This window comes from Pseudomonas sp. EA_5y_Pfl2_R50, assembly GCF_963970475.1.
Lineage (GTDB): Bacteria > Pseudomonadota > Gammaproteobacteria > Pseudomonadales > Pseudomonadaceae > Aquipseudomonas.
Genome location: NZ_CAXAPT010000011.1, coordinates 207590 through 234499 on the forward strand (window position 1 = coordinate 207590; position 26910 = coordinate 234499).

At 56.6% G+C, this 26910-nt stretch carries 25 protein-coding genes; 5 read left to right on the plus strand and 20 right to left on the minus strand.

Going from position 1 to position 26910, the window contains the following annotated elements:
- Position 1: 1 nt before the first annotated feature.
- From AACY19_RS19765 to rpmH, 20 genes are all read right to left on the minus strand, one after another.
- Entirely contained in the window at positions 2 to 778 is a 777-nt protein-coding gene (locus tag AACY19_RS19765; protein ID WP_339453136.1) for a DeoR/GlpR family DNA-binding transcription regulator, read from the minus strand.
- 229 nt (positions 779 to 1007) lie between these two features.
- The gene (gene glmU / locus AACY19_RS19770; protein WP_339453138.1) at positions 1008 to 2375 is read right to left on the minus strand and encodes a bifunctional UDP-N-acetylglucosamine diphosphorylase/glucosamine-1-phosphate N-acetyltransferase GlmU; all 1368 of its coding nucleotides are present in this window, start codon (positions 2373 to 2375) and stop codon (positions 1008 to 1010) included.
- Between the two features lie 118 nt (positions 2376 to 2493).
- Positions 2494 to 2919: a F0F1 ATP synthase subunit epsilon gene (locus tag AACY19_RS19775; RefSeq protein WP_007954164.1), complete on the minus strand. Its 426-nt coding sequence runs from the start codon at positions 2917 to 2919 to the stop codon at positions 2494 to 2496.
- A 45-nt stretch (positions 2920 to 2964) separates the two neighbouring features.
- A complete protein-coding gene (atpD, locus tag AACY19_RS19780) occupies positions 2965 to 4344 on the minus strand; it encodes a F0F1 ATP synthase subunit beta (protein WP_016772406.1) in 1380 nt (459 codons plus the stop codon).
- 27 nt (positions 4345 to 4371) lie between these two features.
- The gene (gene atpG, locus AACY19_RS19785) at positions 4372 to 5232 is read right to left on the minus strand and encodes a F0F1 ATP synthase subunit gamma (protein WP_007911960.1); all 861 of its coding nucleotides are present in this window, start codon (positions 5230 to 5232) and stop codon (positions 4372 to 4374) included.
- 50 nt (positions 5233 to 5282) lie between these two features.
- The gene (gene atpA, locus AACY19_RS19790) at positions 5283 to 6827 is read right to left on the minus strand and encodes a F0F1 ATP synthase subunit alpha (protein WP_016984064.1); all 1545 of its coding nucleotides are present in this window, start codon (positions 6825 to 6827) and stop codon (positions 5283 to 5285) included.
- A gap of 21 nt (positions 6828 to 6848) precedes the next feature.
- On the minus strand, positions 6849 to 7385 hold the full coding sequence (locus AACY19_RS19795; RefSeq protein ID WP_007911956.1) for a F0F1 ATP synthase subunit delta: 537 nt from the start codon (positions 7383 to 7385) through the stop codon (positions 6849 to 6851).
- 12 nt (positions 7386 to 7397) lie between these two features.
- Positions 7398 to 7868, minus strand: a complete 471-nt coding sequence (locus AACY19_RS19800; RefSeq protein ID WP_003229781.1) for a F0F1 ATP synthase subunit B — start codon at positions 7866 to 7868, stop codon at positions 7398 to 7400.
- Between the two features lie 59 nt (positions 7869 to 7927).
- A complete protein-coding gene (atpE, locus tag AACY19_RS19805) occupies positions 7928 to 8185 on the minus strand; it encodes a F0F1 ATP synthase subunit C (RefSeq protein WP_003097235.1) in 258 nt (85 codons plus the stop codon).
- 134 nt (positions 8186 to 8319) lie between these two features.
- Positions 8320 to 9189, minus strand: coding sequence for a F0F1 ATP synthase subunit A (gene atpB, locus AACY19_RS19810; RefSeq protein WP_339453143.1), 870 nt, complete (start codon positions 9187 to 9189; stop codon positions 8320 to 8322).
- A gap of 16 nt (positions 9190 to 9205) precedes the next feature.
- Positions 9206 to 9613, minus strand: a complete 408-nt coding sequence (locus AACY19_RS19815; RefSeq protein WP_008084411.1) for a F0F1 ATP synthase subunit I — start codon at positions 9611 to 9613, stop codon at positions 9206 to 9208.
- Positions 9614 to 9761: 148 nt separating this feature from the next.
- Positions 9762 to 10634 (minus strand): ParB/RepB/Spo0J family partition protein, encoded by an 873-nt coding sequence (locus tag AACY19_RS19820; RefSeq protein WP_250605570.1) that lies wholly within the window; start codon positions 10632 to 10634, stop codon positions 9762 to 9764.
- Positions 10635 to 10643: 9 nt separating this feature from the next.
- Complete coding sequence (locus tag AACY19_RS19825) at positions 10644 to 11441, minus strand: ParA family protein (protein WP_008084406.1); 798 nt, start codon at positions 11439 to 11441, stop codon at positions 10644 to 10646.
- 18 nt (positions 11442 to 11459) lie between these two features.
- On the minus strand, positions 11460 to 12104 hold the full coding sequence (rsmG, locus tag AACY19_RS19830; protein ID WP_007911906.1) for a 16S rRNA (guanine(527)-N(7))-methyltransferase RsmG: 645 nt from the start codon (positions 12102 to 12104) through the stop codon (positions 11460 to 11462).
- The gene (mnmG, locus tag AACY19_RS19835) at positions 12101 to 13999 is read right to left on the minus strand and encodes a tRNA uridine-5-carboxymethylaminomethyl(34) synthesis enzyme MnmG (protein WP_339453150.1); all 1899 of its coding nucleotides are present in this window, start codon (positions 13997 to 13999) and stop codon (positions 12101 to 12103) included. Before mnmG ends, rsmG begins: the two co-directional genes overlap by 4 nt.
- A 555-nt stretch (positions 14000 to 14554) precedes the next feature.
- Entirely contained in the window at positions 14555 to 15925 is a 1371-nt protein-coding gene (mnmE, locus tag AACY19_RS19840) for a tRNA uridine-5-carboxymethylaminomethyl(34) synthesis GTPase MnmE (protein ID WP_339453153.1), read from the minus strand.
- An 81-nt stretch (positions 15926 to 16006) separates the two neighbouring features.
- Positions 16007 to 17689 (minus strand): membrane protein insertase YidC, encoded by a 1683-nt coding sequence (gene yidC, locus AACY19_RS19845; protein ID WP_339453155.1) that lies wholly within the window; start codon positions 17687 to 17689, stop codon positions 16007 to 16009.
- Positions 17690 to 17691: 2 nt separating this feature from the next.
- Positions 17692 to 17937 carry a membrane protein insertion efficiency factor YidD gene (gene yidD / locus AACY19_RS19850; protein WP_010465488.1) on the minus strand — a complete coding sequence of 82 codons (246 nt, stop codon included), beginning with the start codon at positions 17935 to 17937 and terminating at the stop codon, positions 17692 to 17694.
- Positions 17930 to 18331 carry a ribonuclease P protein component gene (gene rnpA / locus AACY19_RS19855; RefSeq protein WP_339453175.1) on the minus strand — a complete coding sequence of 134 codons (402 nt, stop codon included), beginning with the start codon at positions 18329 to 18331 and terminating at the stop codon, positions 17930 to 17932. Before rnpA ends, yidD begins: the two co-directional genes overlap by 8 nt.
- A 16-nt stretch (positions 18332 to 18347) precedes the next feature.
- Positions 18348 to 18482 carry a 50S ribosomal protein L34 gene (rpmH, locus tag AACY19_RS19860; RefSeq protein ID WP_003213577.1) on the minus strand — a complete coding sequence of 45 codons (135 nt, stop codon included), beginning with the start codon at positions 18480 to 18482 and terminating at the stop codon, positions 18348 to 18350.
- A 567-nt stretch (positions 18483 to 19049) separates the two neighbouring features.
- On the opposite strand from rpmH, the gene dnaA reads away from it, so the two are divergent.
- From dnaA to AACY19_RS19885, 5 genes are all read left to right on the plus strand, one after another.
- Positions 19050 to 20576 (plus strand): chromosomal replication initiator protein DnaA, encoded by a 1527-nt coding sequence (gene dnaA, locus AACY19_RS19865; RefSeq protein WP_339453157.1) that lies wholly within the window; start codon positions 19050 to 19052, stop codon positions 20574 to 20576.
- Positions 20577 to 20615: 39 nt separating this feature from the next.
- A complete protein-coding gene (dnaN, locus tag AACY19_RS19870; RefSeq protein ID WP_339453159.1) occupies positions 20616 to 21719 on the plus strand; it encodes a DNA polymerase III subunit beta in 1104 nt (367 codons plus the stop codon).
- A 14-nt stretch (positions 21720 to 21733) separates the two neighbouring features.
- Positions 21734 to 22837: a DNA replication/repair protein RecF gene (recF, locus tag AACY19_RS19875; RefSeq protein WP_339453161.1), complete on the plus strand. Its 1104-nt coding sequence runs from the start codon at positions 21734 to 21736 to the stop codon at positions 22835 to 22837.
- 5 nt (positions 22838 to 22842) lie between these two features.
- Positions 22843 to 25260: a DNA topoisomerase (ATP-hydrolyzing) subunit B gene (gyrB, locus tag AACY19_RS19880; RefSeq protein ID WP_007960764.1), complete on the plus strand. Its 2418-nt coding sequence runs from the start codon at positions 22843 to 22845 to the stop codon at positions 25258 to 25260.
- Between the two features lie 1205 nt (positions 25261 to 26465).
- A partial coding sequence (locus tag AACY19_RS19885; protein ID WP_339453163.1) for an Hcp family type VI secretion system effector occupies positions 26466 to 26910 on the plus strand: 445 nt, incomplete at its 3' end.

Here is a 26910-nt window from a genome sequence, read left to right on the forward strand (position 1 = left end):
CTTATTTCTCCTGACTGACAGCCGCGCAAATCACGGTGATACCGCGGGCCTGAATCTGATCCCGTGCCTCTTGCGACAGGCGATCATCGGTAATTAGGGTATGGACGCTGCTCCATGGCAGCTCCAGATTGGGAATCTTGCGACCGATCTTGTCGGCCTCGACCATGACAATGACTTCTCGCGCCACTTCCGCCATCACCCGGCTCAGACCGAGCAGTTCATTGAAGGTCGTGGTGCCGCGCACCAGGTCAATGCCATCGGCGCCGATGAACAGTTGGTCGAAGTCGTAAGAGCGTAGTACCTGCTCGGCGACCTGGCCCTGAAAGGACTCCGAATGCGGGTCCCAGGTGCCACCGGTCATCAACAGCACCGGTTCGTGCTCAAGTTCGCTCAAGGCATTGGCGACATGCAGGGAGTTGGTCATCACTACCAAACCCGGCTGTTGGCCGAGTTCGGGAATCATCGCGGCGGTGGTGCTGCCGCTATCGATGATGATGCGCGCGTGTTCGCGGATGCGTTTCACCGCTTCGCGGGCAATCGCCTGTTTGTAGCGGGAAACGCTTTGCGCGGTTTCCGCGACCAGCTCCTGAGGCATAGTGATTGCGCCGCCGTAACGGCGCAGCAACAGACCATGGCTTTCAAGCGCGGCCAGATCCTTGCGAATCGTAACTTCGGAGGTTTCGAAGCGCTTCGCCAGTTCATCCACGCTGACCTCTCCCCGCTCGTTGAGCAAGGCGAGAATGTTGTGGCGGCGTTGGGGGGTGTTGCGTTTCGACATGGCGGCTTAAGTTTCGATTCGAAAGATAACGGAAGCAATCAAAACCTATTGGCCATAAACCGTCAAGCGGCAGTCACACCTTTGCGACAAGGACGCACATAAAAATGTGGGAGCGGGCTTGCTCGCGAAGGCGTGGTGTCAGTCAAATCAATGTTGAATGATCTACCGCTTTCGCGAGCAAGCGCGCTCCCACATTGGATTTGCGCCGCTAGATGAAACTGTGGATAACTCAGTCTTTCCTGATCTTCTCCGGCCGCTTCCAGCCATCGATGTTCTTCTGCCGCGCGCGGCCAACCGCCAACTGGGCGTTATCCACATTTTGGGTAATGGTCGACCCCGCCGCAGTGGTTGCACCGCTGGAGATATCCACAGGCGCCACCAGCGAGTTGTTGGAACCAATGAACACATCGGCGCCCAGCACAGTCTTCCACTTGTTGGCGCCATCGTAGTTGCAGGTGATGGTGCCGGCACCGATGTTGGTGCGCGCGCCGATTTCGGCGTCGCCCAGATAGGTCAGGTGCCCGGCCTTGGCGCCTTCGCCCATGTGCGCATTCTTCAGTTCAACGAAATTACCCACATGCGCGCGCGCTTCAAGCACGGTGCCCGGACGCAGGCGAGCGAACGGGCCGGCATCACTGTTTTCGCCAAGAATCGCCCCTTCAATGTGCGAGTTAGCCTTGATCACCACGCCTTTGCGCAAGGTGCTGTCCTTGATCACGCAGTTAGGGCCGATCACCACGTCGTCTTCGATGACCACGCGGCCTTCGAGGATCACGTTGATGTCGATCAGCACGTCGCGGCCGACGGTGACCTCACCACGCACATCGAAACGCGCCGGGTCACGCAGGGTGACGCCTTGTGCCATCAAGCGACGGCCGGCGCGCAACTGGTAATGACGCTCGAGTTCGGACAGTTGCTTGCGATCATTGGCGCCCTGCACTTCCATCGGGTCATGCGGTTGCTCAGTGGCCACGACCAGACCATCGTTAACCGCCATTTCGATCACGTCAGTCAGGTAGTACTCGCCTTGGGCATTGTTATTCGACAGCCGGCTCATCCAGTCAGCCAGGCGATTGGCCGGCACGGCGAGAATACCGGTGTTGCCTTCAGTGATTGCGCGCTGCGCTTCGCTGGCGTCTTTGTGCTCGACGATGGCCGCGACCTTGCCGTCAGCGTCACGCACGATACGGCCATAACCGGTCGGGTCTTCCAGCTCAACGGTCAACAGCCCCATCTGCCCCGGTACCACGTGCTTGAGTAGACGTTGCAGGGTTTCGACTTCAATCAACGGTACATCACCGTACAGGATCAGCACGGTGTCGGCAGTCATAAACGGCACCGCTTGAGCGGTGGCGTGGCCAGTGCCCAGTTGCTTGTCCTGCAGGACGAAATTCAGGTCATCCGCCGCCAGCCGCTCACGCACCACATCGGCCCCGTGGCCAATGACCACGTGAATGCGCTGCGGATCAAGTTGCCGGGCGCTGTGGATAACATGGCCCAACATGGAATTGCCGGCAATCGGGTGCAAAACCTTCGGCAGGGCCGAACGCATACGAGTGCCTTGTCCGGCCGCGAGGATAACGATTTCAAGAGACATGACTGGCTACCAATCCTGGGTGGTCAGCAACTGCGACCGGTTTTTGGGAATTCGGAAAAGAAAAAAGGGTAGCCGAGGCTACCCTTTTTTATCAATCGCACAACAAGCGGCTGACGGATTAACCGCCAAACTTCTTGCGGATCTGCTGGACGGTGCGCAGCTGAGCTGCAGCCTCGGCCAGACGCGCGGAGGCAGCTCCGTAGTCGAAGTCTGCGCTCTTTTCGTGCAGAGCAGCCTCGGCAGCCTTGAGAGCTGCTTGAGCCTGAGCTTCATCCAGGTCGGCGGCACGTTGCACGGTATCGGCAAGCACCTTGACCATGTTCGGCTGAACCTCGAGGAAACCACCGGAGATGTAGAACACCTCGGCTTCCCCGCCTTGCTTGATCAGGCGGATCGGACCTGGCTTCAGATTAGTGATCAGCGGCGCGTGACCCAGAGCGATACCAAGATCACCCAGTGCACCGTGCGCAATCACCATCTCGACCAGGCCGGAAAAGATTTCCCCTTCCGCGCTGACGATATCGCAATGGACTGTCATAGCCATCTGATTGCCTCAACCTAAATGAGCGCCCGTTGCCGGGCGCCGGGATTACAGTTTCTTGGCTTTCTCGATCGCTTCTTCGATGCCGCCAACCATGTAGAACGCTTGTTCTGGCAGGTGGTCGTAGTCACCGTTGAGGATGCCTTTGAAGCCAGCAATGGTGTCTTTCAGGGAAACGTATTTACCCGATGCACCGGTGAAGACTTCAGCCACGAAGAACGGCTGCGACAAGAAGCGCTGGATCTTACGAGCACGGTTTACCAACTGCTTGTCGGCTTCCGACAGCTCGTCCATACCCAGGATCGCGATGATGTCCTTCAGCTCTTTGTAACGTTGCAGAACGTACTGAACGCCGCGAGCGGTGTCGTAGTGGTCCTGGCCGATTACGTTCGGGTCCAGCTGGCGCGAAGTCGAATCCAGTGGATCTACCGCTGGGTAGATACCCAGGGAAGCGATGTCACGGGACAGAACGACGGTGGCGTCCAAGTGGGCGAAGGTGGTCGCTGGCGACGGGTCGGTCAAGTCGTCCGCAGGTACGTATACCGCTTGGATCGAGGTGATCGAACCTTCCTTGGTCGAAGTGATACGTTCTTGCAGAACGCCCATCTCTTCAGCCAGGGTCGGCTGGTAACCTACTGCCGAAGGCATACGGCCCAGCAGTGCGGATACTTCAGTACCGGCCAAGGTGTAACGATAGATGTTGTCGACGAACAGCAGAACGTCGTTACCTTCGTCACGGAACTTCTCGGCCATGGTCAGGCCGGTCAGTGCTACGCGCAGACGGTTTCCCGGCGGCTCGTTCATCTGACCGTAAACCAGTGCCACTTTGTCCAGAACGTTGGAATCCTTCATCTCGTGGTAGAAGTCGTTACCCTCACGAGTACGCTCACCCACACCGGCGAACACGGAATAACCGCTGTGCTCGATGGCGATGTTACGGATCAGTTCCATCATGTTTACGGTTTTGCCTACACCGGCACCACCGAACAGACCGACCTTACCGCCCTTGGCGAACGGGCAAACCAGGTCGATAACCTTGATGCCGGTTTCCAGCAGGTCGTTGCCGCCTGCTTGTTCAGCGAACGAAGGTGCTGCGCGGTGAATGCCCCAGCGCTCTTCGGTGTCGATCGGGCCAGCTTCGTCGATCGGGTTGCCGAGGACGTCCATGATCCGGCCCAGGGTCGCTTTACCGACCGGTACGGAGATGGCTGCGCCAGAGTCGGTAACTTCCAGACCGCGCTTCAAGCCCTCGGTGGAACCCATCGCAATGGTGCGAACCACGCCGTCGCCCAGCTGCTGCTGAACTTCCAGAGTGGTTGCGGCCGCGCTTTGTACAGTCAGCGCGTTGTAGATGCTCGGTACGCTGTCGCGTGGAAATTCCACGTCGATAACGGCGCCGATGATTTGAACGATACGTCCGCTACTCATAGCTGGATCCTCTGAATATTTGAACCGTTAAACCGCGGCAGCGCCGCCGACGATTTCCGAGATCTCTTGGGTGATCGCAGCCTGACGCGCCTTGTTGTAGATCAGCTGCAAATCGCTGATCAAATCACCGGCGTTGTCGGTAGCGTTCTTCATCGCGATCATCCGCGCAGCTTGTTCAGCCGCGTTGTTCTCGACCACCGCCTGGTAGACCTGCGACTCAACGTAGCGGACCATCAAGCCGTCAAGCAGCTCTTTGGCATCCGGTTCGTAGAGATAGTCCCAGTGGTGCTTGAGATCCTGATCCGGGGTGGCCACCAGTGGAATCAACTGCTCCACGGTAGGCTGTTGCGTCATGGTGTTGATGAACTTGTTGGACACCACGGACAGGCGGTCAATACGGCCGTCCAGGTAGGCATCCAGCATCACCTTGACGCTGCCGATCAGATCATTGATCGACGGCTCTTCACCCAGGTGGCTGATAGCTGCAACGACGTTACCGCCGAAGTTGCGGAAAAAGGCCGCACCCTTGCTACCAACAACACACAGATCAATCTCGACGCCGTTTTCGCGGTTTACCGCCATGTCCTTGACCAGGGCCTTGAACAGGTTGGTGTTCAAGCCGCCGCACAGACCACGGTCACTGCTCACGACGACATAACCCACACGCTTGATTTCGCGGTCGATCATGAACGGGTGGCGGTATTCCGGGTTGGCGTTGGCCAGATGCCCAATTACCTGGCGGATACGCTCCGCATAAGGACGGCTAGCAGCCATGCGCATTTGTGCCTTGCGCATTTTGCTGACCGCCACTTTTTCCATGGCGCTGGTAATCTTTTGCGTGCTTTTGATGCTCGCAATCTTACTGCGAATCTCTTTTGCGCCTGCCATGTAACACCTATCAGGTTAGCAAGCGGGAGCCTCGCGGCTCCCGCTGCGGCTTACCAGGTTTGGGTGGCCTTGAACTTCTCGATACCGGCTTTCATGCCAGCGTCGATTTCGTCATTGAAGTCACCTTTAACGTTGATCTTGGCCATCAAATCGGCGTGATCGCGGTTGAAGAAAGCAATCAGCGCTTGTTCGAAGCTACCGATCTTGGCGATTTCAATGTCAGTCAGGAACCCACGCTCAGCGGCATACAGCGACAGCGCCATGTCAGCAATCGACATTGGTGCGTATTGCTTCTGCTTCATCAGCTCGGTAACGCGCTGACCATGCTCAAGTTGCTTACGGGTCGCTTCGTCCAGGTCAGAAGCGAACTGGGCGAATGCCGCCAGTTCACGGTACTGAGCCAGAGCGGTACGGATACCACCGGACAGCTTCTTGATGATCTTGGTCTGAGCGGCACCACCCACACGGGATACCGAAACACCGGCGTTCACTGCAGGGCGGATGCCCGAGTTGAACATGGCCGATTCCAGGAAGATCTGACCGTCGGTGATGGAAATCACGTTGGTCGGAACGAACGCGGAAACGTCGCCAGCCTGGGTTTCGATGATCGGCAGTGCGGTCAGGGAACCGGTTTTGCCGGTCACTGCGCCGTTGGTGAACTTCTCTACGTATTCTTCCGAAACACGGGATGCGCGCTCCAGCAGACGGGAGTGGAGATAGAACACGTCGCCTGGGTAAGCTTCACGGCCTGGTGGACGGCGCAGCAGCAGGGAAATCTGGCGGTAAGCCACTGCTTGCTTGGACAGATCGTCATAAACGATCAGCGCGTCTTCACCGCGGTCGCGGAAGAATTCACCCATGGTGCAACCGGAGTACGGTGCCAGGAATTGCAGCGCAGGAGATTCCGAAGCACTGGCAGCCACGATGATCGTGTTGGCCAGGGCGCCGTTTTCTTCCAGCTTGCGAACCACGTTGGCGATGGTCGATTGTTTCTGACCGATAGCTACGTAGACGCAGAAAATGCCGCTGTCTTTCTGGTTGATGATCGCGTCGATTGCCAGAGCGGTTTTACCGATCTGACGGTCACCGATGATCAGCTCACGCTGGCCACGGCCGACAGGGATCATGGCATCGACAGCCTTGTAGCCAGTCTGTACAGGCTGGTCTACCGACTTACGCCAGATCACGCCCGGAGCAACTTTCTCGACCGCGTCGGTCTCGGTGTTGCCCAGTGGACCTTTGCCGTCAACAGGGTTACCCAGTGCGTCGACTACGCGACCCAGCAGTTCCTTACCAACCGGAACTTCAAGGATGCGGCCGGTGCACTTGGCGCTCATGCCTTCAGCCAGAGACTGGTAAGCGCCCAGTACAACGGCACCTACGGAGTCTTGCTCCAGGTTGAGGGCCATACCGTAGACGCCGCCCGGAAACTCGATCATCTCGCCGTACATAACGTCGGCCAGACCGTGAATCCGCACGATACCGTCAGACACGCTGACGACAGTGCCTTCGTTACGGGCTTGGGAGGTCACATCGAGCTTGTCGATGCGGCCCTTGATAATTTCACTTATTTCGGAAGGATTGAGTTGCTGCATTGCTCTGCTGCCCCTTCAAACTCAAGATTTCAATGCTTCGGCAAGTTTCGCGATTTTGCCGCGAATCGAGCCATCGATAACCAGGTCGCCGGCGCGGATAACGACACCACCTATAAGGGCAGCATCCTCCGCAACTTGCAGGCGCACTTCCCGGTTGAGTCGTGCACTGAGAACCTTGGCGAGTTTGTCTTGCTGTTCTTGGTTCAATGCAAAAGCACTGGTCACTTCAACGTCTACCGACTTCTCTTGTTCGGCCTTGTACAGGTCGAAAAGAGCGGCAATCTCCGGCAGAAGCGGGAGACGGTCGTTTTCGGCAACGACATTGATGAAGTTCTGTGCCTTGGCATCAAACTTGTCGCCGCACACGTCAATAAACGTGGCGGCCTTTTCTGCGCTCGTCAGTCGCGGGGCCTTGAGCACGCGCTGCATGGTGTCGTCTTGCGACACCGCTGCAGCCAGGCCGAGCATGGCTGACCAATTGGCCAGTTGCTGGTGGGCCTGAGCGTGCTCGAAGGCCGCCTTAGCGTAAGGTCGGGCCAACGTGGTCAGTTCTGCCATGATCGCCCTCGCTTAGATTTCAGCAGCCAGTTGGTTAACCAGCTCTGCGTGCGCGTTTTGATCGATTGTGGCACCCAGGATCTTCTCGGCGCCGCCGACAGCCAGCAAGCCCACTTGGGCACGCAGCTTGTCTTTGACGCTGTTCAGTTCCTGTTCGATCTCGGCTTGAGCCTGAACCTTCACACGGTCAGCGTCGACACGGGCCTTTTCAACGGCCTCTTCGACAATCTGGTTACCGCGTTTCTTGGCTTGCTCGATGATTTCAGCTGCCTGAGCTTTCGCTTCGCGCAGTTGCTGACCCGCTTTTTCTTGGGCCAACTCCAGGTCGCGAGCTGCACGGCTGGCAGCGTCCAGACCATCAGCGATCTTCTTTTGACGTTCGTGCAGAGCAGCGATGACCGGAGGCCATACATACTTCATGCAGAACAGTACAAAAATCAGGAACGCAACGGACTGGCCAATCAGGGTCGCATTAATGTTCACGCCAACACCTCGCAGTTACGTTGTCCATCACACCAAATTACTCGGAAGAATCCGGGTAATTAGCCAGCGATCTGACCAACGAACGGGTTCGCAAAGGTGAAGAACAGAGCGATACCAACACCGATCATGGTTACGGCGTCGAGCAGACCGGCAACGATGAACATTTTAACTTGCAGCATTGGAACCATTTCTGGCTGACGCGCTGCGCCTTCCAGGAACTTGCCGCCCAGCAGGCCGAAACCAATTGCGGTACCCAGTGCGCCCAGGCCGATCAACAGTGCAACAGCGATAGCGGTTAGACCAACTACAGTTTCCATCTTTCCTCCCGACTTTTACGTCGTATGGTTTAGGTTTTTTAGATTAAAGCGGTAAAACAAATCGTTTCATGGTGCTCCGTGAGGAGCCCCCTCCCGTTTGACCGGGAGGGACATCAGACTAGTCGAAACTGGTCTTAATGGTTTTCTTCGTGCGCCATCGACAGGTAGACGATGGTCAGCATCATGAAGATGAATGCCTGCAGGGTGATGATCAGGATGTGGAAAACAGCCCACGCCCACTGCAGAACAACGCCCAGGCCGCTCAGCCAGAGCAGGCCGCTGCCGAACATCACAGCGATCAGGATGAACACCAGCTCACCGGCATACATGTTGCCGAACAGACGCAGAGCCAGAGAGATCGGCTTGGCGATCAGGGTGACGAATTCCAGCAGGAAGTTCACCGGAATCAGCAGGGCCTGAACGAAAATGTTCTTGCTGCCGAACGGGTGCAGGGTCAGCTCGCCGATGAAGCCGCCGAGGCCTTTGACCTTGATGCTGTAGAAGATGATCAGTGCGAACACCGAGAACGCCATGCCCAGAGTCGCGTTCGGGTCGGTAGTTGACACCGCACGGAACGGGATGTGCTGGTCGCCGGAGATCAGGATGGCCAGTTGAGGAATCCAGTCGACCGGTACCAGGTCGACGGCGTTCATCAGGAACACCCAGACGAAGATGGTCAGTGCCAGCGGTGCGATCACCGGGCTACGGCCATGGAAGCTGTCTTTCACGCTGCCATCGACGAATTCGACCAATACTTCAACGAAGTTCTGCAAAGCACCCGGCTGACCCGAAGTCGCTTTCTTTGCCGCCATGCGGAAAAGAAGTACGAAGATCAGACCCAACGCGACCGACCAGCCGAGAGTATCGACGTGGAAAGCCCAGAAGCCCATTTCTTTGGCCTCTGCTGCGGTATGGGCAAAGCCCCAGCCGCCGTTAGGTAGCTGACCGAAGGTCAGGTTCTGCAAGTGGTGCTGGATATAGCCCGAAGCGGTTGTTTCTGCCATGGTTGCCTCAAACGCCCTAAGGTCTCGAAAGTCTTGTTCTCATGAGCAGGGGAGCGAACCAGCTGACCGACTGAGTCAACACGAACACGCCGAATACAGCTATCGGCGCCAATGGCTTCACACCTGCAAACACCAGCGCAAAAAGCACTGCCGTCAAAATCAGTTTGCCTGCCTCGCCGGCATAAAAAGACCGGACGATGGACTGGGCTGCTCGGGCGCCGGAAAACCGAAATGCCTTGTGAGCGAAATAAACATTGGGCAGCAAGGCTATCAGGCCTCCGCAAAGTCCCGAGTATCCGGCAACGACTCCGTGCCATTGCCAGAGCGCCAAAGCGGCAATGAGCAAAATGACAAATTGAGCCATCAACACCGGAAAAACCGCCAGGCGATGGAACGGCAGGCGGTTTGGCTTGCGGGTTTCCATCACATTTGCTCTCCAATGGTCGGCTGCCAGAATTCAATAACTTGGCATAATTTGTGCCGACAAAATGCGCGCAGAGTATAGGGGCGGTTCTGCCCCTATTCAACTGTCAGGTAGTGATTTCCGACTGCGCGCTACATGAGTAAATGTTTCAGCGGATGTGTGCGAGCACACCTTGAAGCTCATCGAGCGAGTTATAACCGATCACCAACTGTCCCTTTCCCTTCTTCCCGTGGCGAATCTGCACCGCAGAGCCCAGGCGCTCGGCCAGACGCTGTTCGAGGCGGGCGATATCCGGGTCGGGTTTGGCGGCTTCCACAGGCTCTGGTTTGCCACTCAACCACTGGCGAACCAGTGCTTCAGTTTGGCGCACAGTCAGGCCGCGTGCGACAACATGTCGCGCCCCTTCCACCTGCTGATTGTCCGGCAGACCGAGCAATGCCCGGGCATGACCCATTTCCAGGTCGCCATGGGACAGCATGGTCTTGATGACTTCCGGCAGCGCAATAAGCCGCAACAGGTTAGCCACAGTGACGCGAGACTTACCCACAGCCTCAGCGACTTGTTGCTGCGTCAGCTGGAATTCCTGCTGCAAACGCTGCAGGGCCACCGCTTCTTCGATCGGGTTGAGGTCTTCGCGCTGGATATTCTCGATCAGCGCAATGGCTATCGCGGTTTCATCCGGCACATCGCGGACCATGGCCGGAATGGTTTCCTGCCCGGCCTGTTGACTCGCGCGCCAGCGGCGTTCACCCGCGATGATTTCAAAACGGCCGCCGCCAATCGGGCGCACCACGATCGGCTGCATGACACCTTGAGCCTTGATCGACGCAGCCAGCTCCTCAAGCGCCTGCGGGTCCATGTCCCGACGCGGCTGGTATTTACCGCGCTGGAGCAGATCCAGCGGCAAGTGCTGCAGCTCGCGAGTGTCAGCTTGCGCAGCCTGTTCTTCCAGCGCGCTGACGGTCGGACCACTCAGCAGTGCATCCAGTCCACGTCCGAGACCTCGTTTCTTGACGGCCATGGGGATTCCTTAAGTTGCCTGAGCGGCGGCGATACGTGAATTTTTGCGTTGGCGGCGAACCATCTCGCCCGCCAGGGCCAGGTAGGCCAGCGCGCCACGGGATTGCTTGTCATACGCCAGGGCCGGCATACCATAGCTCGGCGCTTCCGCCAGACGGATGTTGCGTGGAATTACCGTGTCGTACAGCTGATCGCCAAAGTGTTCCTTGAGCTGCGCCGAAACGTCGTTCATCAGGCTCAGACGCGGGTCATACATGGTCCGCAGCAAACCTTCGACTTTCAGGTTGGGGTTCAGCAGTTCAGCGATACGCTTGATGTTATCCACAAGGTCGCTCAAACCTTCGAGCGCAAAGTACTCGCACTGCATGGGGATAATGACCCCGTCAGCGGCGACCAGTGCGTTGAGCGTGAGCATCGACAGCGACGGCGGGCAGTCGATCAGAATGTAATCGTAGTTTTCACGGATCGGTGCCAGTGCGCTGCGCAGACGGCTTTCCTTCATCTGCATTTCCAGCAGCACGACTTCGGCAGCGGTCAGGTCGCGGTTGGCCGGCAGCAGTTGATAACCGCCGTGCTCGGAATAATGCATGGCCTGGGCCAGGTCGCATTCGCCGATCAGCAGGTCATAGACCGAGTTTTCCAGACCGTGTTTATCCACACCGCTACCCATGGTGGCGTTGCCCTGTGGATCGAGATCGATCAACAGCACCCGGCGCTTGGTCGCGACCAGGGATGCTGCGAGGTTGATACAGGTGGTGGTCTTGCCCACACCACCCTTTTGGTTCGCTATCGCGAATACCTTAGCCATTCTTGCTTGTGTTCCCAATCATGCCGTGCGGCGCAGTATCAGCAGATGGCGTTGGCCTTGGCAACCGGGTACGGCCAGGGCGTGTTCGCTATCGAGTTTGAAGTCTGCCGGCAATGCTACCAGCTCATCGGCCGGATGAACGCCCTTCATTGCCAGCCAGCGTGTATCGGCATCGCCAAGATGACGAGTCCAGTTGGTGAAGTTCTCCATGCTGCTGAATGCCCGGGAAATGATCCCGTTAAACGGCTGGGCAGGCTGGAAGGCTTCGACACGACTGTGGATAACTTGCAGGTTATCCAGTTTGAGTTCGAGTTTGACCTGGGTCAGGAAACGGGTTTTCTTGCCGTTGCTGTCCAGACAGGTCACTTGCGAGTCCGGATACAGGATCGCCAACGGAATCCCCGGCATGCCGCCGCCGCTGCCGACATCGAGCCAGCGGCCGTTTTCGATGAACGACATCACGCTCAGACTATCGAGCAAGTGACGCGAAACCATCTCGTCCGGATCACGCACAGCAGTCAGGTTGTAGGCCTGGTTCCATTTGATCAACAGGGCCAGATAACCCAGTAGCAATTCGTGCTGGGTTTCAGTGAGATTGACACCGAGCTCGCGGGCTCCTGTGGATAACTCTTCGGCGTGTTGCGAAGTGACCTTAGAACTCAAGCGCTTTGCTCCAACTGACGGCCCGCGCCGCGTTTTTTCAAATGAATCATCAACAGCGAAATCGCTGCCGGGGTCACTCCGGGAATCCGCGAAGCCTGACCCAGCGTCTCTGGACGCGTGGCACCGAGCTTGCTCTGGATCTCCTTGGAGAGGCCGGAAATGTTGGTGTAATCGATATCCACAGGCAGTTTCGTGTCTTCACTGGCGCGCAGACGGGCGATTTCGTCCTGTTGACGGTCGATGTAACCGGCGTATTTGGTCTTGATTTCAACCTGCTCGGCGACCTGTGGATCTTCAGCGCCGTTGCCGGTCACTTCGACCAGACCAGCGTAGTCGATTTCCGGACGACTCAAGAGGTTGAGCAGGTTGTATTCGTGTGTCAGCGGTGTGCCGAATTTTTCCGCGATCGCATCGCCCTGCTGCGTATTCGGGCGAACCCAAGTGCTTTTCAGGCGCTGCTCTTCGAGTTCGATGCTTTCGCGCTTCTTGCAGAAGGCCGCCCAACGCGCGTCATCGACCAGACCGAGCTCGCGACCTTTTTCGGTCAGACGCAGGTCGGCGTTGTCCTCGCGCAGAATCAGACGGTACTCGGCACGGGAAGTGAACATGCGGTACGGCTCTTGGGTACCGAGGGTGATCAGGTCGTCGACCAATACACCGATATAGGCTTCGTCGCGACGCGGGCACCAGGCTTCTTTGCCCTTGGCCCGCAGTGCGGCATTCGCGCCAGCAAGCAGACCTTGAGCTCCGGCTTCTTCGTAACCGGTGGTGCCGTTGATTTGCCCGGCGAAGAACAGACCGCCGATGGCTTTGGTTTCCAGGCTGTATTTCAGATCGCGCGGATCAAAGTAGTCGTACTCGATCGCATAACCCGGACGCACGATGTGCGCGTTTTCCATGCCACGGATCGACTGCACGATCTGCAATTGCACGTCGAACGGCAAGCTTGTGGATATCCCGTTCGGATACAGCTCATGGGTGGTCAAACCTTCCGGTTCGATGAACACCTGATGGCTTTCCTTGTCGGCAAAGCGGTGGATCTTGTCTTCGATTGACGGGCAATAACGCGGGCCGATGCCTTCGATTTCACCCGCAGCGGAATACATCGGCGAACGATCGAGGTTCGCCGCGATGATTTCGTGGGTGCGGGCATTGGTGTGAGTAATCCAGCAACTGACCTGGCGCGGATGCTGTTGTTTGTTGCCCATGAACGACATCACCGGGATGGGTGTATCACCCGGTTGCTCGGTCATCACCGAGAAGTCCACAGACTTGCCATCGATACGCGGCGGTGTGCCGGTTTTCAAACGACCGACACGCAATGGCAGTTCACGCAGACGGTGAGCCAGTGCAATCGACGGTGGATCACCGGCACGACCGCCGGAAAAATTCTGCAAACCGATGTGGATAAGTCCGCCAAGGAACGTACCAGTGGTCAGCACTACGGAATCAGCGAAGAAACGCAGACCCATTTGCGTGACAACACCACGAACCTGTTCCTGCTCGACGATGAGGTCGTCGGCGGCCTGTTGAAATATCCACAGGTTCGGCTGGTTTTCCAGGATTTCGCGGACAGCGGCTTTGTAAAGAATACGGTCGGCCTGGGCGCGTGTTGCACGCACGGCCGGGCCTTTACGGCTGTTCAACACACGAAACTGGATGCCACCCAGATCGGTGGCCGTGGCCATGGCACCGCCAAGGGCATCGATTTCCTTGACCAGATGACTTTTACCGATGCCACCGATGGCCGGGTTGCAACTCATGGCACCGAGGGTTTCCACGTTATGCGTCAGCAACAGGGTTTTTGCACCCATGCGTGCTGAGGCCAGTGCTGCCTCGGTACCGGCATGACCGCCGCCGATGACGATCACTTCAAAACGGGAAGGGAAATCCACCACGCACCTCGTGCCTGCTTAAGTAGGTCATTCAGGAATATAGATTGAGATCAGGTTTCTGAACCTGGTCGACAAGTATAGGGACTTCGCCCTTCCTAAAGAACCCTTTGCACAAAATTTAACCAGCTGTGGAGAACTCGAGGTTAAAAGAATAAAAAAGAGAGAAATTTATAAAACCTTTGTTTTTATGTTTATTCTTACTGACATCCATTTCTGTGGATAGATCTCTACAGGCCTTGTTTTACAATGTGTACAGAGATTCAAAACCCTGTGCTCATGTGCCAATAAGGCCCTTGGATAACCGGTGTAAGCCTGTGGATGAATGAGGTGCTTATCCACAGAGGGGTTTATATCCAGTTTTCAGGCCCTGTTATCAACTGCCCTCAGTGGCAGTTATTCACAGGGCTTAATCCACAGAAATCTGATGAACGAGGAGGTAGCGGGCAGCGGAAAACCGCTCAGGGCGAAAAAATCTGCCCGGCACTCGTGGAAGGAATTTAAAAAGGAGGGGAGCAGACAGGTCCCGAACGGACCTGTCTGTGAATGGCAGGAGGGTTATTTGCCGATGCAGAAGCTGGAGAAGATCCTTCCAAGCAGGTCATCCGAGCTGAATGCACCGGTAATTTCACCCAGAGAGTGTTGGGCCTGACGCAAATCTTCAGCCAACAGTTCACCAGCCCCGGCCAACGTCAGTTGCGCGCGACCGTGCTCCAGCGCTGCACTGGCGTGGCGCAGAGCTTCCAGATGCCGGCGGCGTGCGCTGAAGCTGCTTTCCGAGGTCTGTTCGTAGCCCATGCAGGCTTTGAGGTGTTCGCGCAGCAATTCCAACCCTTCACCCGCCGCTTTGGCGCTGAGGCTGATGGTGACGTGCCCATCATCGCTGACTTCCAGGGCAATCGCCTCGCCTGTCAGGTCCGCCTTATTGCGGATCAGGGTCACTTTCGCCGGATCGGGCCGGGTTTCGAGAAATTCCGGCCACAGGGCAAACGGATCTGCGGCTTCCGGCGCTGTAGCATCGACGACCAACAACACTCGGTCGGCTTCTGTAATAGCTTTGAGCGCACGTTCGACGCCGATCTTTTCCACTTGATCATCGGTATCGCGAAGCCCGGCAGTATCTACAACATGCAGTGGCATGCCGTCGATGTGGATATGTTCGCGCAGGATGTCGCGGGTGGTGCCGGCAATTTCGGTAACGATGGCCGCCTCGCGTCCTGCCAAAGCATTCAACAGGCTGGACTTGCCGGCATTCGGACGACCGGCAATTACCACGGTCATGCCGTCCCGCAACAAAGCCCCCTGTCCGGCTTCGCGCAGGACTGTGGATAATTCATCCCGCACCTTGTCGAGCATGCTCAGTACATGGCCATCGGCAAGGAAGTCGATTTCTTCTTCCGGAAAGTCGATGGCGGCTTCGACATAGATGCGCAAACCGATCAGCTGTTCGGTGAGGTTATGCACACGCTGGGAGAATGCGCCCTGCAAGGAACGCAGGGCATTTCGCGCTGCCTGTGCAGAACTCGCTTCGATCAGATCGGCAATCGCTTCGGCTTGGGCCAGGTCGAGTTTGTCGTTAAGAAAGGCGCGTTCGCTGAATTCTCCCGGACGGGCCAGGCGACAGCCCAGCTCCAGGCAGCGCTTGAGTAACATATCCAGCACGATAGGGCCGCCGTGACCCTGCAGTTCCAGCACATCTTCGCCGGTGAAGGAGTTCGGTCCCGGAAAATACAGCGCCAGCCCCTCATCGAGTACTTGCTGGTCATCACTGAAAAACGGCCCGTAATGGGCGTAGCGTGGTTTCAGCTCGCGGCCGCTGATGGCTTTGGCCACCACACTGGCCAACGGCCCGGAAATACGGACGATGCCCACACCGCCACGACCTTGGGCGGTGGCGACAGCGGCGATGGTTTCACGAGGTGTGCTCATAAACCGGAATCCAGACAAAAGTGGCAGATAGCAAAACGCCCCACTAGGGGGCGTTTTGAGTGGTGTTATCCACAGTGCAAGTTACGCCTCGGCTTTTTTCGTCGCCGCTTCGATCTTACGCGTGATGTACCACTGTTGTGCAATCGACAGGCAGTTGTTCACAACCCAGTACAGCACCAGACCAGCCGGGAACCACAGGAAGAAGAAGGTGAAGATGATTGGCATCATTTTCATGACCTTCGCCTGCATAGGGTCCGGAGGAGTCGGGTTCAGCTGCTGCTGGATGAACATGGTTGCACCCATGATGATCGGCAGGATGAAGAACGGGTCCTTGATCGACAGGTCAGTGATCCACAGCATGAACGGCGCTTGACGCATTTCCACGCTTTCCAGCAGAACCCAGTACAGCGAGAGGAAAACCGGCATCTGCACCAGGATCGGCAAGCAGCCGCCCAGTGGATTGATCTTCTCTTTCTTGTACAGCTCCATCATGGCTTGCGACATTTTCTGCCGGTCATCGCCATGTTGCTCTTTCAGAGCCGCCAGTTTCGGCGCAACGGCACGCATGCGCGCCATCGATTTGTAGCTGGCAGCCGACAGAGGGAAGAAAAGGCCCTTGATCAGCATGGTCAGGAAGATGATCGACCAGCCCCAGTTACCGACAATGGCGTGGATGTGTTGCAGTAACCAGAAGATCGGCTGGGCAATGAACCACAAAATGCCGTAGTCGACGGTCAGTTCCAGACCTGGGGACAACTCTTTCAGCACAGCCTGGCTTTTCGGACCGGCGTACAGAACAGCGCTGGTTTCAACTTTCGCACCCGGTGCAGCGGTCAGCGTAGGACCGGTGTAACCAATGATGTAGTTGCCTTTGCTGTCTTTACGGGTCTGGACGATGTTGTTTTCGCCCTTGGCCGGAATCCACGCGGTTACGAAGTAGTGTTGCAGCCAGGCTACCCAACCACCGGTAACGGTTTCTTTCAACTGCGCCTTGTCCATGTCCTTCATGGACACTTTCTTGTACGGCTCCGAACTTGTCCACAGGGCTGCGCCCAGGTAAGTCGCGGTGCCAGTAGCCGTTGTGGACGAAGGATCGGCGCTGTCGTCACGCTTCAACTGGGCGAACATCGCGCCATTCCAGGGCTGCGCGCTCTGGTTATCCACAATGTAGGAAACGGCTACGTCATACAGGCCGCGTTTCAAGGTGAAACGCTTGATGTAGTTGACGCCGTCCTTGCTGAATTTCAGGTCAACGACGAGTTGATCCTGACCGTCAGCCAGTTGATAAGTCTTCTTCTCGGAGGAGTAAACCGGACGACCGGCCGGGTTTGCATCCGGACCGTTGGTGCCAATCAAGCCACTTTGCGCCAGGTAAACACGCTCGCCGCCGTTATCGAACAACTGAAACGGCACATCAGGACGATCCTGACGACGTGGATACAGAGGCAAGGTCAGTTGAGCGACATCGCCACCCTGTGGATCGATCGCGAGATCGAGCACGTCGGTTTTGATCTGGATCAGATCCTTGCTGGCGGCTACCGGTGTTTCGGCAGGTGCGCTGGTATCGCTTGCGGCGCGCGGAATGTCGTCACTGGCGGCAGCATTATTGCCAGTGGCGGTGTCCGGCAAACCGGATGTAGTCGTACTGGAAGCAACATTCTGAGTCGGCAGGGCAGCCTGGCCATAGTCCTGGTTCCATTTAAGAACCATAACGTAGGACACGATTGCCAGGGCGACGATCAGGATCGTGCGTTTGATATCCATGATTACTCGGCCATCGAAGAAGAACGGGAGGTAGGGATAGGTGGAACCGGGTCATAACCACCGGGATTCCACGGATGACAGCGACCTAAACGACGAAAGGTCAGCCAGCCACCGCGCAGAAGGCCATGATTTTCAATGGCTTCATACGCGTAGCAGGAACAACTGGGGTAGAAACGACAGTGACTGGCCATCAAAGGACTAATGGCATAGCGATAAAACTGGATCGGAACGAGGGCCAGTTTACGCATCGGTACTGTCTACCCCTACAGTTTCGGTTTTGGCTGCTGGAACTGGCTTGCTGCGTGCCAGACGCTTCCAGAGTTTGCCGAAATGCTGAATCAATTCGGGGTTTTCTACATCGCCCAGACCTTTGCGCGCGACGATAACGATGTCCCAGCCGACCAGTGAATCCTGGTGCAGACGAAACGATTCGCGCATCAAACGCTTGAGGCGATTGCGCTCAACGGAGAGCTTTACGCTCTTTTTCCCGATAACCAGCCCGAGACGGGGGTGATCGAGATCGTTGTTGCGTGCAAGGAGCAGGAGATTTTTCCCCGGAACCTTGCCGGTAGGGGAGTCAAAGACTGCCTTGAAATGCCGGGGGGTAAGCAGACGCTTTTCCCGACTGAAGTCCTGACTCACCTCCAGTACCGGATTATCAAACTGCCAGACGCGCACGACCTTTGGCGCGACGACGCGACAGGACTGCGCGGCCGTTCTTGGTAGCCATGCGAGCACGGAAACCGTGGGTACGAGCGCGTTTGATAGTGCTTGGTTGGAAAGTACGTTTCATGTCGTGTTACCTGGTTCGTCCACAACGGGCCGGAATGGCCCCCGTTTTAAGAGACCGGGGATTCTAGAGAAAGCAAGCCTTCAGGTCAATTTCCAACCAGCGTTTCCTTATAAATAGATCTCGAGGCTATCTCTGGCTGAAAGCCCGTCTGCCAAACATAAAAATAAAGAAGGGAATTATTTAAAGCTTTTCTGTAAAGCTTGTAAAAGCTAGGTACGCCCTCTTCTGTGGATAAGTGGCATAAGCCCTTAAACGGCGTGATGTACAGAGAATGACAACTACAGTGGAAAACCGTGTTCAGCCTGTGCTGCGCTATCGGATAACCTGTGTGTGGAATGGGCTGTTATCCACAGGCTGGTTATCCACTGAGTTCAACCCCCAGTTGTCCAGTGCCCTTAGAGGCGGTTATCCACAGAGCTTATTCACCCACCGTTGGTCGCCTTTTTTCGATTTAACGTATTGATAAATCATGGCGACCGGGCAACCTGCATGTGGATAAGTGGACGGCTGGCCGCTACAATGGCCGCTTGTTTTTGCCTCACCGGCTTTCAAACTTAGGGGATATCCGTGTCAGTGGAACTTTGGCAGCAGTGCGTGGAGCTTTTGCGCGAAGAGCTGCCTGCCCAACAATTCAACACCTGGATCCGTCCACTACAGGTCGAAGCCGAAGGCGACGAGTTGCGCGTCTACGCACCGAACCGTTTTGTGCTGGACTGGGTCAACGAAAAGTACCTGGGCCGCGTCCTTGAACTGCTGGATGAGCATGGCAATGGTTTGGCGCCGGCGCTTTCCTTGTTAATAGGCAGCAAGCGCAGCTCGGCACCGCGTGCCGCACCCAATGCGCCATTGGCCGCCGCACAGGTTTCCCAGGCCCAGGCAAATGCCGCGCCTGTCAGCACGCCGGCACCCGCGCAGACGCCTGCGCCGACGGCCAAGCGCTCTACGCAGAAAAGCCCCGAAGTCAGCGATGAACCGTCTCGCGACAGTTTTGATCCGATGTCCGGTGCCGCGTCTCAGCAGGCGCCGGTTCGCGCCGAACAGCGCACCGTGCAGGTTGAAGGTGCGCTCAAGCACACCAGCTACTTGAATCGCACCTTTACCTTCGAAAACTTTGTCGAAGGTAAATCCAACCAGCTCGCCCGCGCGGCGGCCTGGCAAGTGGCGGACAACCCCAAGCACGGCTACAACCCGCTGTTTCTTTATGGCGGCGTCGGCCTGGGTAAAACCCACTTGATGCACGCGGTGGGTAACCATCTATTAAAGAAGAACCCGAATGCCAAGGTCGTGTACCTGCATTCCGAGCGTTTCGTCGCCGACATGGTCAAGGCACTGCAACTGAACGCGATCAACGAGTTCAAGCGCTTTTACCGTTCGGTGGATGCGTTGCTGATCGACGACATTCAGTTCTTCGCCCGCAAAGAGCGTTCGCAGGAAGAGTTTTTCCACACCTTCAACGCTCTGCTTGAAGGTGGCCAGCAGGTCATTCTCACCAGTGACCGCTACCCGAAAGAAATCGAAGGCCTTGAAGAACGCCTCAAATCCCGCTTCGGCTGGGGCCTTACGGTTGCCGTCGAACCGCCGGAGCTGGAAACCCGTGTCGCGATCTTGATGAAGAAGGCCGATCAGGCCAAAGTCGAATTGCCGCACGATGCCGCGTTCTTCATTGCCCAACGCATTCGTTCCAATGTCCGTGAGCTGGAAGGCGCGCTGAAACGCGTGATCGCCCACTCGCACTTCATGGGCCGCGACATCACCATCGAGCTGATTCGCGAATCCCTGAAAGACCTCTTGGCGCTGCAGGACAAACTGGTCTCTGTGGATAACATTCAGCGCACGGTCGCCGAGTACTACAAGATCAAGATTTCCGACTTGCTGTCCAAGCGCCGTTCGCGCTCGGTCGCTCGTCCACGTCAGGTGGCCATGGCCTTGTCCAAGGAACTGACCAACCACAGCCTGCCGGAAATCGGCGATGTGTTTGGCGGCCGCGACCATACGACCGTGTTGCACGCCTGCCGCAAGATCAACGAACTTAAGGAATCCGACGCGGACATCCGCGAGGACTACAAGAACCTGCTGCGTACACTGACCACTTGATGAACACCAGCGCAGCTTATTAAGGCAAGGGACTAGACCATGCATTTCACCATTCAACGCGAAGCCCTGTTGAAACCCCTGCAACTGGTCGCAGGCGTCGTCGAGCGCCGACAGACCTTGCCGGTACTCTCCAACGTGCTGTTGGTAGTCGAAGGCCAGCAACTGTCGCTGACCGGTACTGACCTGGAAGTCGAACTGGTCGGTCGCGTGCAACTTGAGGAGCCGGCTGAAACAGGTTCCATCACCGTGCCTGCGCGCAAGCTGATGGACATCTGCAAGAGCCTGCCCAACGACGCGCTGATTGACATCAAGGTCGACGAGCAGAAGCTGGTCGTGAAGGCTGGCCGTAGCCGCTTCACCCTGTCGACTTTGCCAGCCAACGATTTCCCGACGGTTGAAGAAGGCCCGGGTTCGCTGACCTGCAGCCTCGAGCAGAGCAAACTGCGTCGTCTCATCGAGCGCACCAGTTTCGCCATGGCCCAGCAGGACGTGCGTTATTACCTCAACGGCATGCTTCTGGAAGTGTCCGAAGGCGTCATCCGCGCCGTGGCCACCGACGGTCACCGTTTGGCAATGTGCTCGATGAAAGCCGATATCGGCCAGCCGGATCGCCACCAGGTCATCGTGCCGCGCAAAGGTATCCTCGAACTGGCACGCCTGCTCACCGAGCCGGACGGGAACGTCAGCATCGTTCTGGGTCAGCACCACATTCGCGCGACGACTGGCGAGTTCACCTTCACCTCGAAACTGGTCGACGGCAAGTTCCCGGACTACGAACGCGTTCTGCCGAAGGGCGGCGACAAGTTGGTACTCGGCGATCGTCAGGCCTTGCGTGAAGCCTTCAGCCGTACCGCGATTCTGTCCAACGAGAAATACCGTGGTATCCGTCTGCAACTGGCCAGCGGACAGTTGAAGATCCAGGCCAACAACCCTGAGCAAGAAGAAGCGGAAGAAGAAGTCGGCGTTGAATACAACGGCGGCTCTCTGGAAATCGGCTTCAACGTCAGCTATTTGCTCGACGTACTGGGCGTGATGACCACCGAGCAGGTTCGCCTGATTCTGTCCGACTCCAACAGCAGTGCGCTGGTGCAGGAGTCCGACAACGACGATTCGGCTTACGTTGTCATGCCGATGCGTCTGTAATCAGCTGACCCTGGATGTCTTTAAGTCGTGTTTCGGTCACCGCGGTGCGCAATCTGCACCCGGTGACCTTCTCCCCCTCCCCCCGCATCAACATTCTTTACGGCGCCAACGGCAGCGGCAAAACCAGTGTTCTGGAAGCCATTCATTTGCTGGGGCTTGCCCGTTCGTTTCGTAGCACGCGGCTGTTGCCGGTCATCCAGTACGAGCAACTCGCCTGCACCGTATTCGGTCAGGTCGAATTGGCCGAGGGTGGCCATAGCGCGTTGGGCATATCGCGTGAACGTCAGGGCGAGTTCCAGATCCGCATCGACGGCCAGAACGCCCGTAGCGCCGCGCAACTGGCGGAAATCCTGCCGCTGCAGTTGATCAACCCCGACAGCTTCCGTCTGCTTGAGGGGGCGCCGAAGATTCGCCGGCAGTTTCTCGACTGGGGTGTTTTCCATGTCGAACCGCGTTTCATGGCCACTTGGCAGCGTTTGCAGAAGGCCTTGCGCCAGAGAAACTCCTGGCTGCGGCATGGTACACTTGACGCCGTTTCGCAAGCGGTTTGGGACAGGGAACTGTGCCAGGCCAGCGACGAAATCGATGAATACCGCCGCGCTTACATCAAAGCCTTGAAACCAGTCTTTGAACAAACCTTGAGCGAACTGGTTGAGCTCGAGGGTTTGACGCTCAGCTATTACCGAGGCTGGGACAAAGACCGGGAATTGAGCGCCGTACTGGCCGGTTCCGTGCAACGGGACCAACAAATGGGTCATACCCAGGCCGGACCGCAACGGGCTGATTTGCGTCTTAAATTGGGCGCACACAACGCCGCGGACATTTTGTCCCGGGGTCAGCAGAAGCTGGTGGTTTGTGCGCTGCGGATTGCCCAAGGGCATCTGGTGAGCCAAGCCCGCCGGGGTCAGTGTATTTATCTGGTGGATGACTTGCCGTCCGAGCTGGACGAGAGCCACCGTCGCGCGCTGTGCCGCTTGCTGGAAGACTTACGCTGCCAGGTGTTCATCACCTGTGTAGATCACGAATTATTGAGGGAAGGCTGGCAGACGGAAACGCCAGTCGCTCTGTTCCACGTGGAACAGGGCCGTATCACCCAGACCCACGACCATCGGGAGTGAAGGCATTGAGCGAAGAAAATACGTACGACTCAACGAGCATTAAAGTGCTGAAAGGCCTGGATGCCGTCCGTAAACGTCCCGGTATGTACATTGGTGACACCGACGATGGCAGCGGTCTGCACCACATGGTGTTCGAGGTGGTCGACAACTCGATCGACGAAGCCCTCGCCGGCCACTGCGACGACATCAGCATCATTATCCACCCGGATGAGTCCATCACCGTTAAAGACAACGGCCGTGGCATCCCGGTAGACGTGCACAAAGAGGAAGGCGTTTCTGCCGCCGAGGTCATCATGACCGTCCTCCACGCTGGCGGTAAGTTCGACGATAACTCCTACAAAGTATCCGGCGGTCTGCACGGTGTGGGTGTGTCGGTAGTGAACGCGCTGTCCGAAGAGCTGGTTCTGACTGTCCGCCGCAGCGGCAAGATCTGGGAACAGACCTACGTCCACGGCGTACCTCAGGCACCGATGGCCATCGTTGGCGACAGCGAGACCACTGGTACCCAGATTCATTTCAAGGCTTCCAGCGAAACTTTCAAGAACATTCACTTCAGCTGGGACATCCTGGCCAAGCGTATTCGTGAACTGTCCTTCCTGAACTCCGGTGTCGGCATCGTCCTCAAGGATGAGCGCAGCGGCAAGGAAGAACTGTTCAAGTACGAAGGCGGCCTGCGTGCGTTCGTTGAATACCTGAACACCAACAAGACTGCGGTCAACCAGGTGTTCCACTTCAACATCCAGCGTGAAGACGGCATCGGCGTGGAAATCGCCCTGCAGTGGAACGACAGCTTCAATGAGAACCTGTTGTGCTTCACCAACAACATTCCGCAGCGTGATGGCGGTACCCACCTGGTGGGCTTCCGTTCGGCACTGACGCGTAACCTGAACAACTACATCGAGCAGGAAGGTCTGGCGAAGAAGCACAAAGTCGCCACCACCGGTGACGATGCCCGTGAAGGCCTGACCGCCATTATTTCGGTGAAAGTGCCAGACCCGAAGTTCAGCTCGCAGACCAAAGACAAGCTGGTCTCTTCCGAAGTGAAGACCGCGGTCGAACAGGAAATGGGCAAGTACTTCTCTGACTTCCTTCTGGAAAACCCGAACGAAGCCAAGCTGGTCGTCGGCAAGATGATCGACGCGGCGCGTGCCCGTGAAGCCGCGCGTAAAGCCCGTGAGATGACCCGCCGCAAAGGCGCGCTGGACATCGCCGGCCTGCCAGGCAAGCTCGCTGACTGCCAGGAAAAAGACCCGGCGCTGTCCGAACTGTACCTCGTGGAAGGTGACTCCGCGGGCGGCTCTGCCAAGCAGGGACGTAACCGCAAGACCCAGGCGATCCTGCCGCTCAAGGGCAAGATCCTCAACGTCGAGAAAGCGCGTTTCGACAAGATGATCTCTTCCCAGGAAGTGGGCACCTTGATCACCGCACTGGGCTGCGGCATCGGGCGCGAAGAGTACAACATCGACAAGCTGCGTTATCACAACATCATCATCATGACCGATGCTGACGTCGACGGTTCGCACATTCGTACCCTGCTGCTGACCTTCTTCTTCCGTCAGTTGCCGGAGTTGATCGAGCGCGGCTACATCTACATCGCCCAGCCGCCGCTATACAAGGTCAAGAAAGGCAAGCAAGAGCAATACATCAAAGACGACGACGCCATGGAAGAGTACATGACGCAGTCTGCTCTGGAAGACGCGAGCCTGCACCTGAACGAAGAAGCCCCGGGCATTTCCGGTGAAGCGCTGGAGCGTCTGGTGAATGACTTCCGCATGGTGATGAAGACCCTCAAACGTCTGTCGCGCCTGTATCCACAGGAGCTGACCGAGCACTTCATCTACCTGCCGGCCGTCAGCCTGGAAATGCTCGGCGATCACGCCAAGATGCAGGACTGGCTGGCTCAGTACGAAGTCCGTCTGCGCACCGTCGAGAAATCCGGTCTGGTCTACAAGGCCAGCCTGCGTGAAGACCGTGAACGTGGTGTATGGCTGCCAGAGGTCGAACTGATCTCCCACGGTCTGTCGAACTACGTCACCTTCAACCGCGACTTCTTCGGCAGCAACGACTACAAAACCGTCGTCACCCTCGGTGCTCAATTGAGCACCCTGCTCGACGAAGGTGCGTACATCCAGCGTGGCGAGCGCAAGAAAGCGGTTACCGAGTTCAAGGAAGCCCTCGACTGGCTGATGGCCGAAAGCACCAAGCGCCACACCATCCAGCGATACAAAGGTCTGGGCGAAATGAACCCGGACCAGCTGTGGGAAACCACCATGGACCCAAGCGTGCGCCGCATGCTGAAAGTCACCATCGAAGACGCCATAGGCGCAGACCAGATCTTCAACACCCTGATGGGTGATGCGGTCGAACCTCGCCGTGACTTCATCGAGAGCAATGCGTTGGCGGTGTCCAACCTGGACTTCTGATCCGCTGTAGGTTCTCAAAATAAATGAGAATTCTCAAAAATAGTTGAACTGTGCAACACAAAAAAGCCAACGCTATGTAGCGTTGGCTTTTTTGTGCCTCTTGCTTGAAGAATTTTTGATAAGCGATTCAGTGTTATAAAAGATGCATATTTTATAATATGGCTAGAGAAATAGCTTTATTGGAAACGTTATTCGCTAACTCGATATAAATGAAAATTTATAGGCTTTCACATGTAATAAGGAACTATAAGATCCAACTTATTTACTCATATAACTATAAAGGAATTTTTAGTAGCCAAGGCATAGCTTAATGTCGTTAGTCTGTAAACGCTAACGGTGAATTGACCTGCGTGTTGACGTGGGATTAACCCACCCTCAAGACAACACAAATCCAGTAAAAGTAGTGGTTCACCAGGAGTCTGCCTGGGTCATTGATATCTAAGCAACGGGGTCAATTCGCCGTCGGCGCCAACAGTTCAAGCCCAAATCACGTTTTTCGGGAAAAGTCCTTTTGAGCTGCTTTCCACCAGCGTCGGTGTCTATCGAGTAGAGGAAATGTTGATTCGAGTGGCTGATGGCTTGTACTGTTAATTTTCTAGCAAGCAAGCCCAGCGAGGCAACACCAGTCGCACCAGCGCTAGGTCTTTAAAAACAGTAGATCCCTCTGATCGCAGGCATCATGCCGCTCGAGTCCGTTATCCATGCGCCGTTCTGGTCATAGATAAACAATCTATGTAACTGTGTGAGATCGTTTCACTGAGCCTTCTGCATGCGTCGCAGAGGAAGTTGCTGATCAGGGCCCATTCCTTTCGTTTGAATTCGAGCTACCAAGCTTCGAGATTGAGAGGACTCAGTACTCCGTCAATTGAGTATGTGAAGCGCGCAGCATGGACTATCGCCCTACTGCGCAAGAAGTTGCGCAGTAGGTCATAATATTTTAGGGGTAAAAGTACCTGCAGGCCATGCCGTTCTTGGTCCGCAGCCAAGTGCGCAAAAAGTTGCGCAGTAGTACGCAGTAGTGCGCAACTTCTTGCGCACTTTTACCCCCAAATCACGGCCAAACATCCTACGTTTATCCGCCAGCACCCACATAACGCCCCTATCCCAGGCGCTTCGCAAAACCTGGCACGCTCCTTGATGGCAGTCGGCCACCCATCGGGCGATTTCGCCTCCGGGCACTCTCAATTTCAGCAAGGAGCACACCCATGGCTACACCAGCGTACATGTCGGTTACCGGCGAAAAACAAGGCCTGATCACTGCCGGCGCCTTCACCGCCGACTCCGTGGGCAACACCTACCAGGAAGGTCACGAAGACCAGGTCATGGTTCAGGCTTTCACCCACGACGTGATCATCCCGCGTGACCCGCAATCCGGTCAGCCAACCGGTCAGCGCGTTCACAAGCCAGTTGTGATCACCAAGGTCTACGACAAGGCTTCGCCGCTGCTGCAAGCAGCACTGACCTCCGGCGAGCGCATGAGCGAAATCGTTATCCAGTGGTACCGCACTTCGGCTCAAGGTACTCAAGAGCACTACTACACCACCAAACTGGAAGACGCGATCATCGTCGCCATCAACAACAAAATGCACAACTGCCAGGACCCGGGCAACGCGCACTTCACCCACCTGGAAGAAGTGCAGTTCACCTACC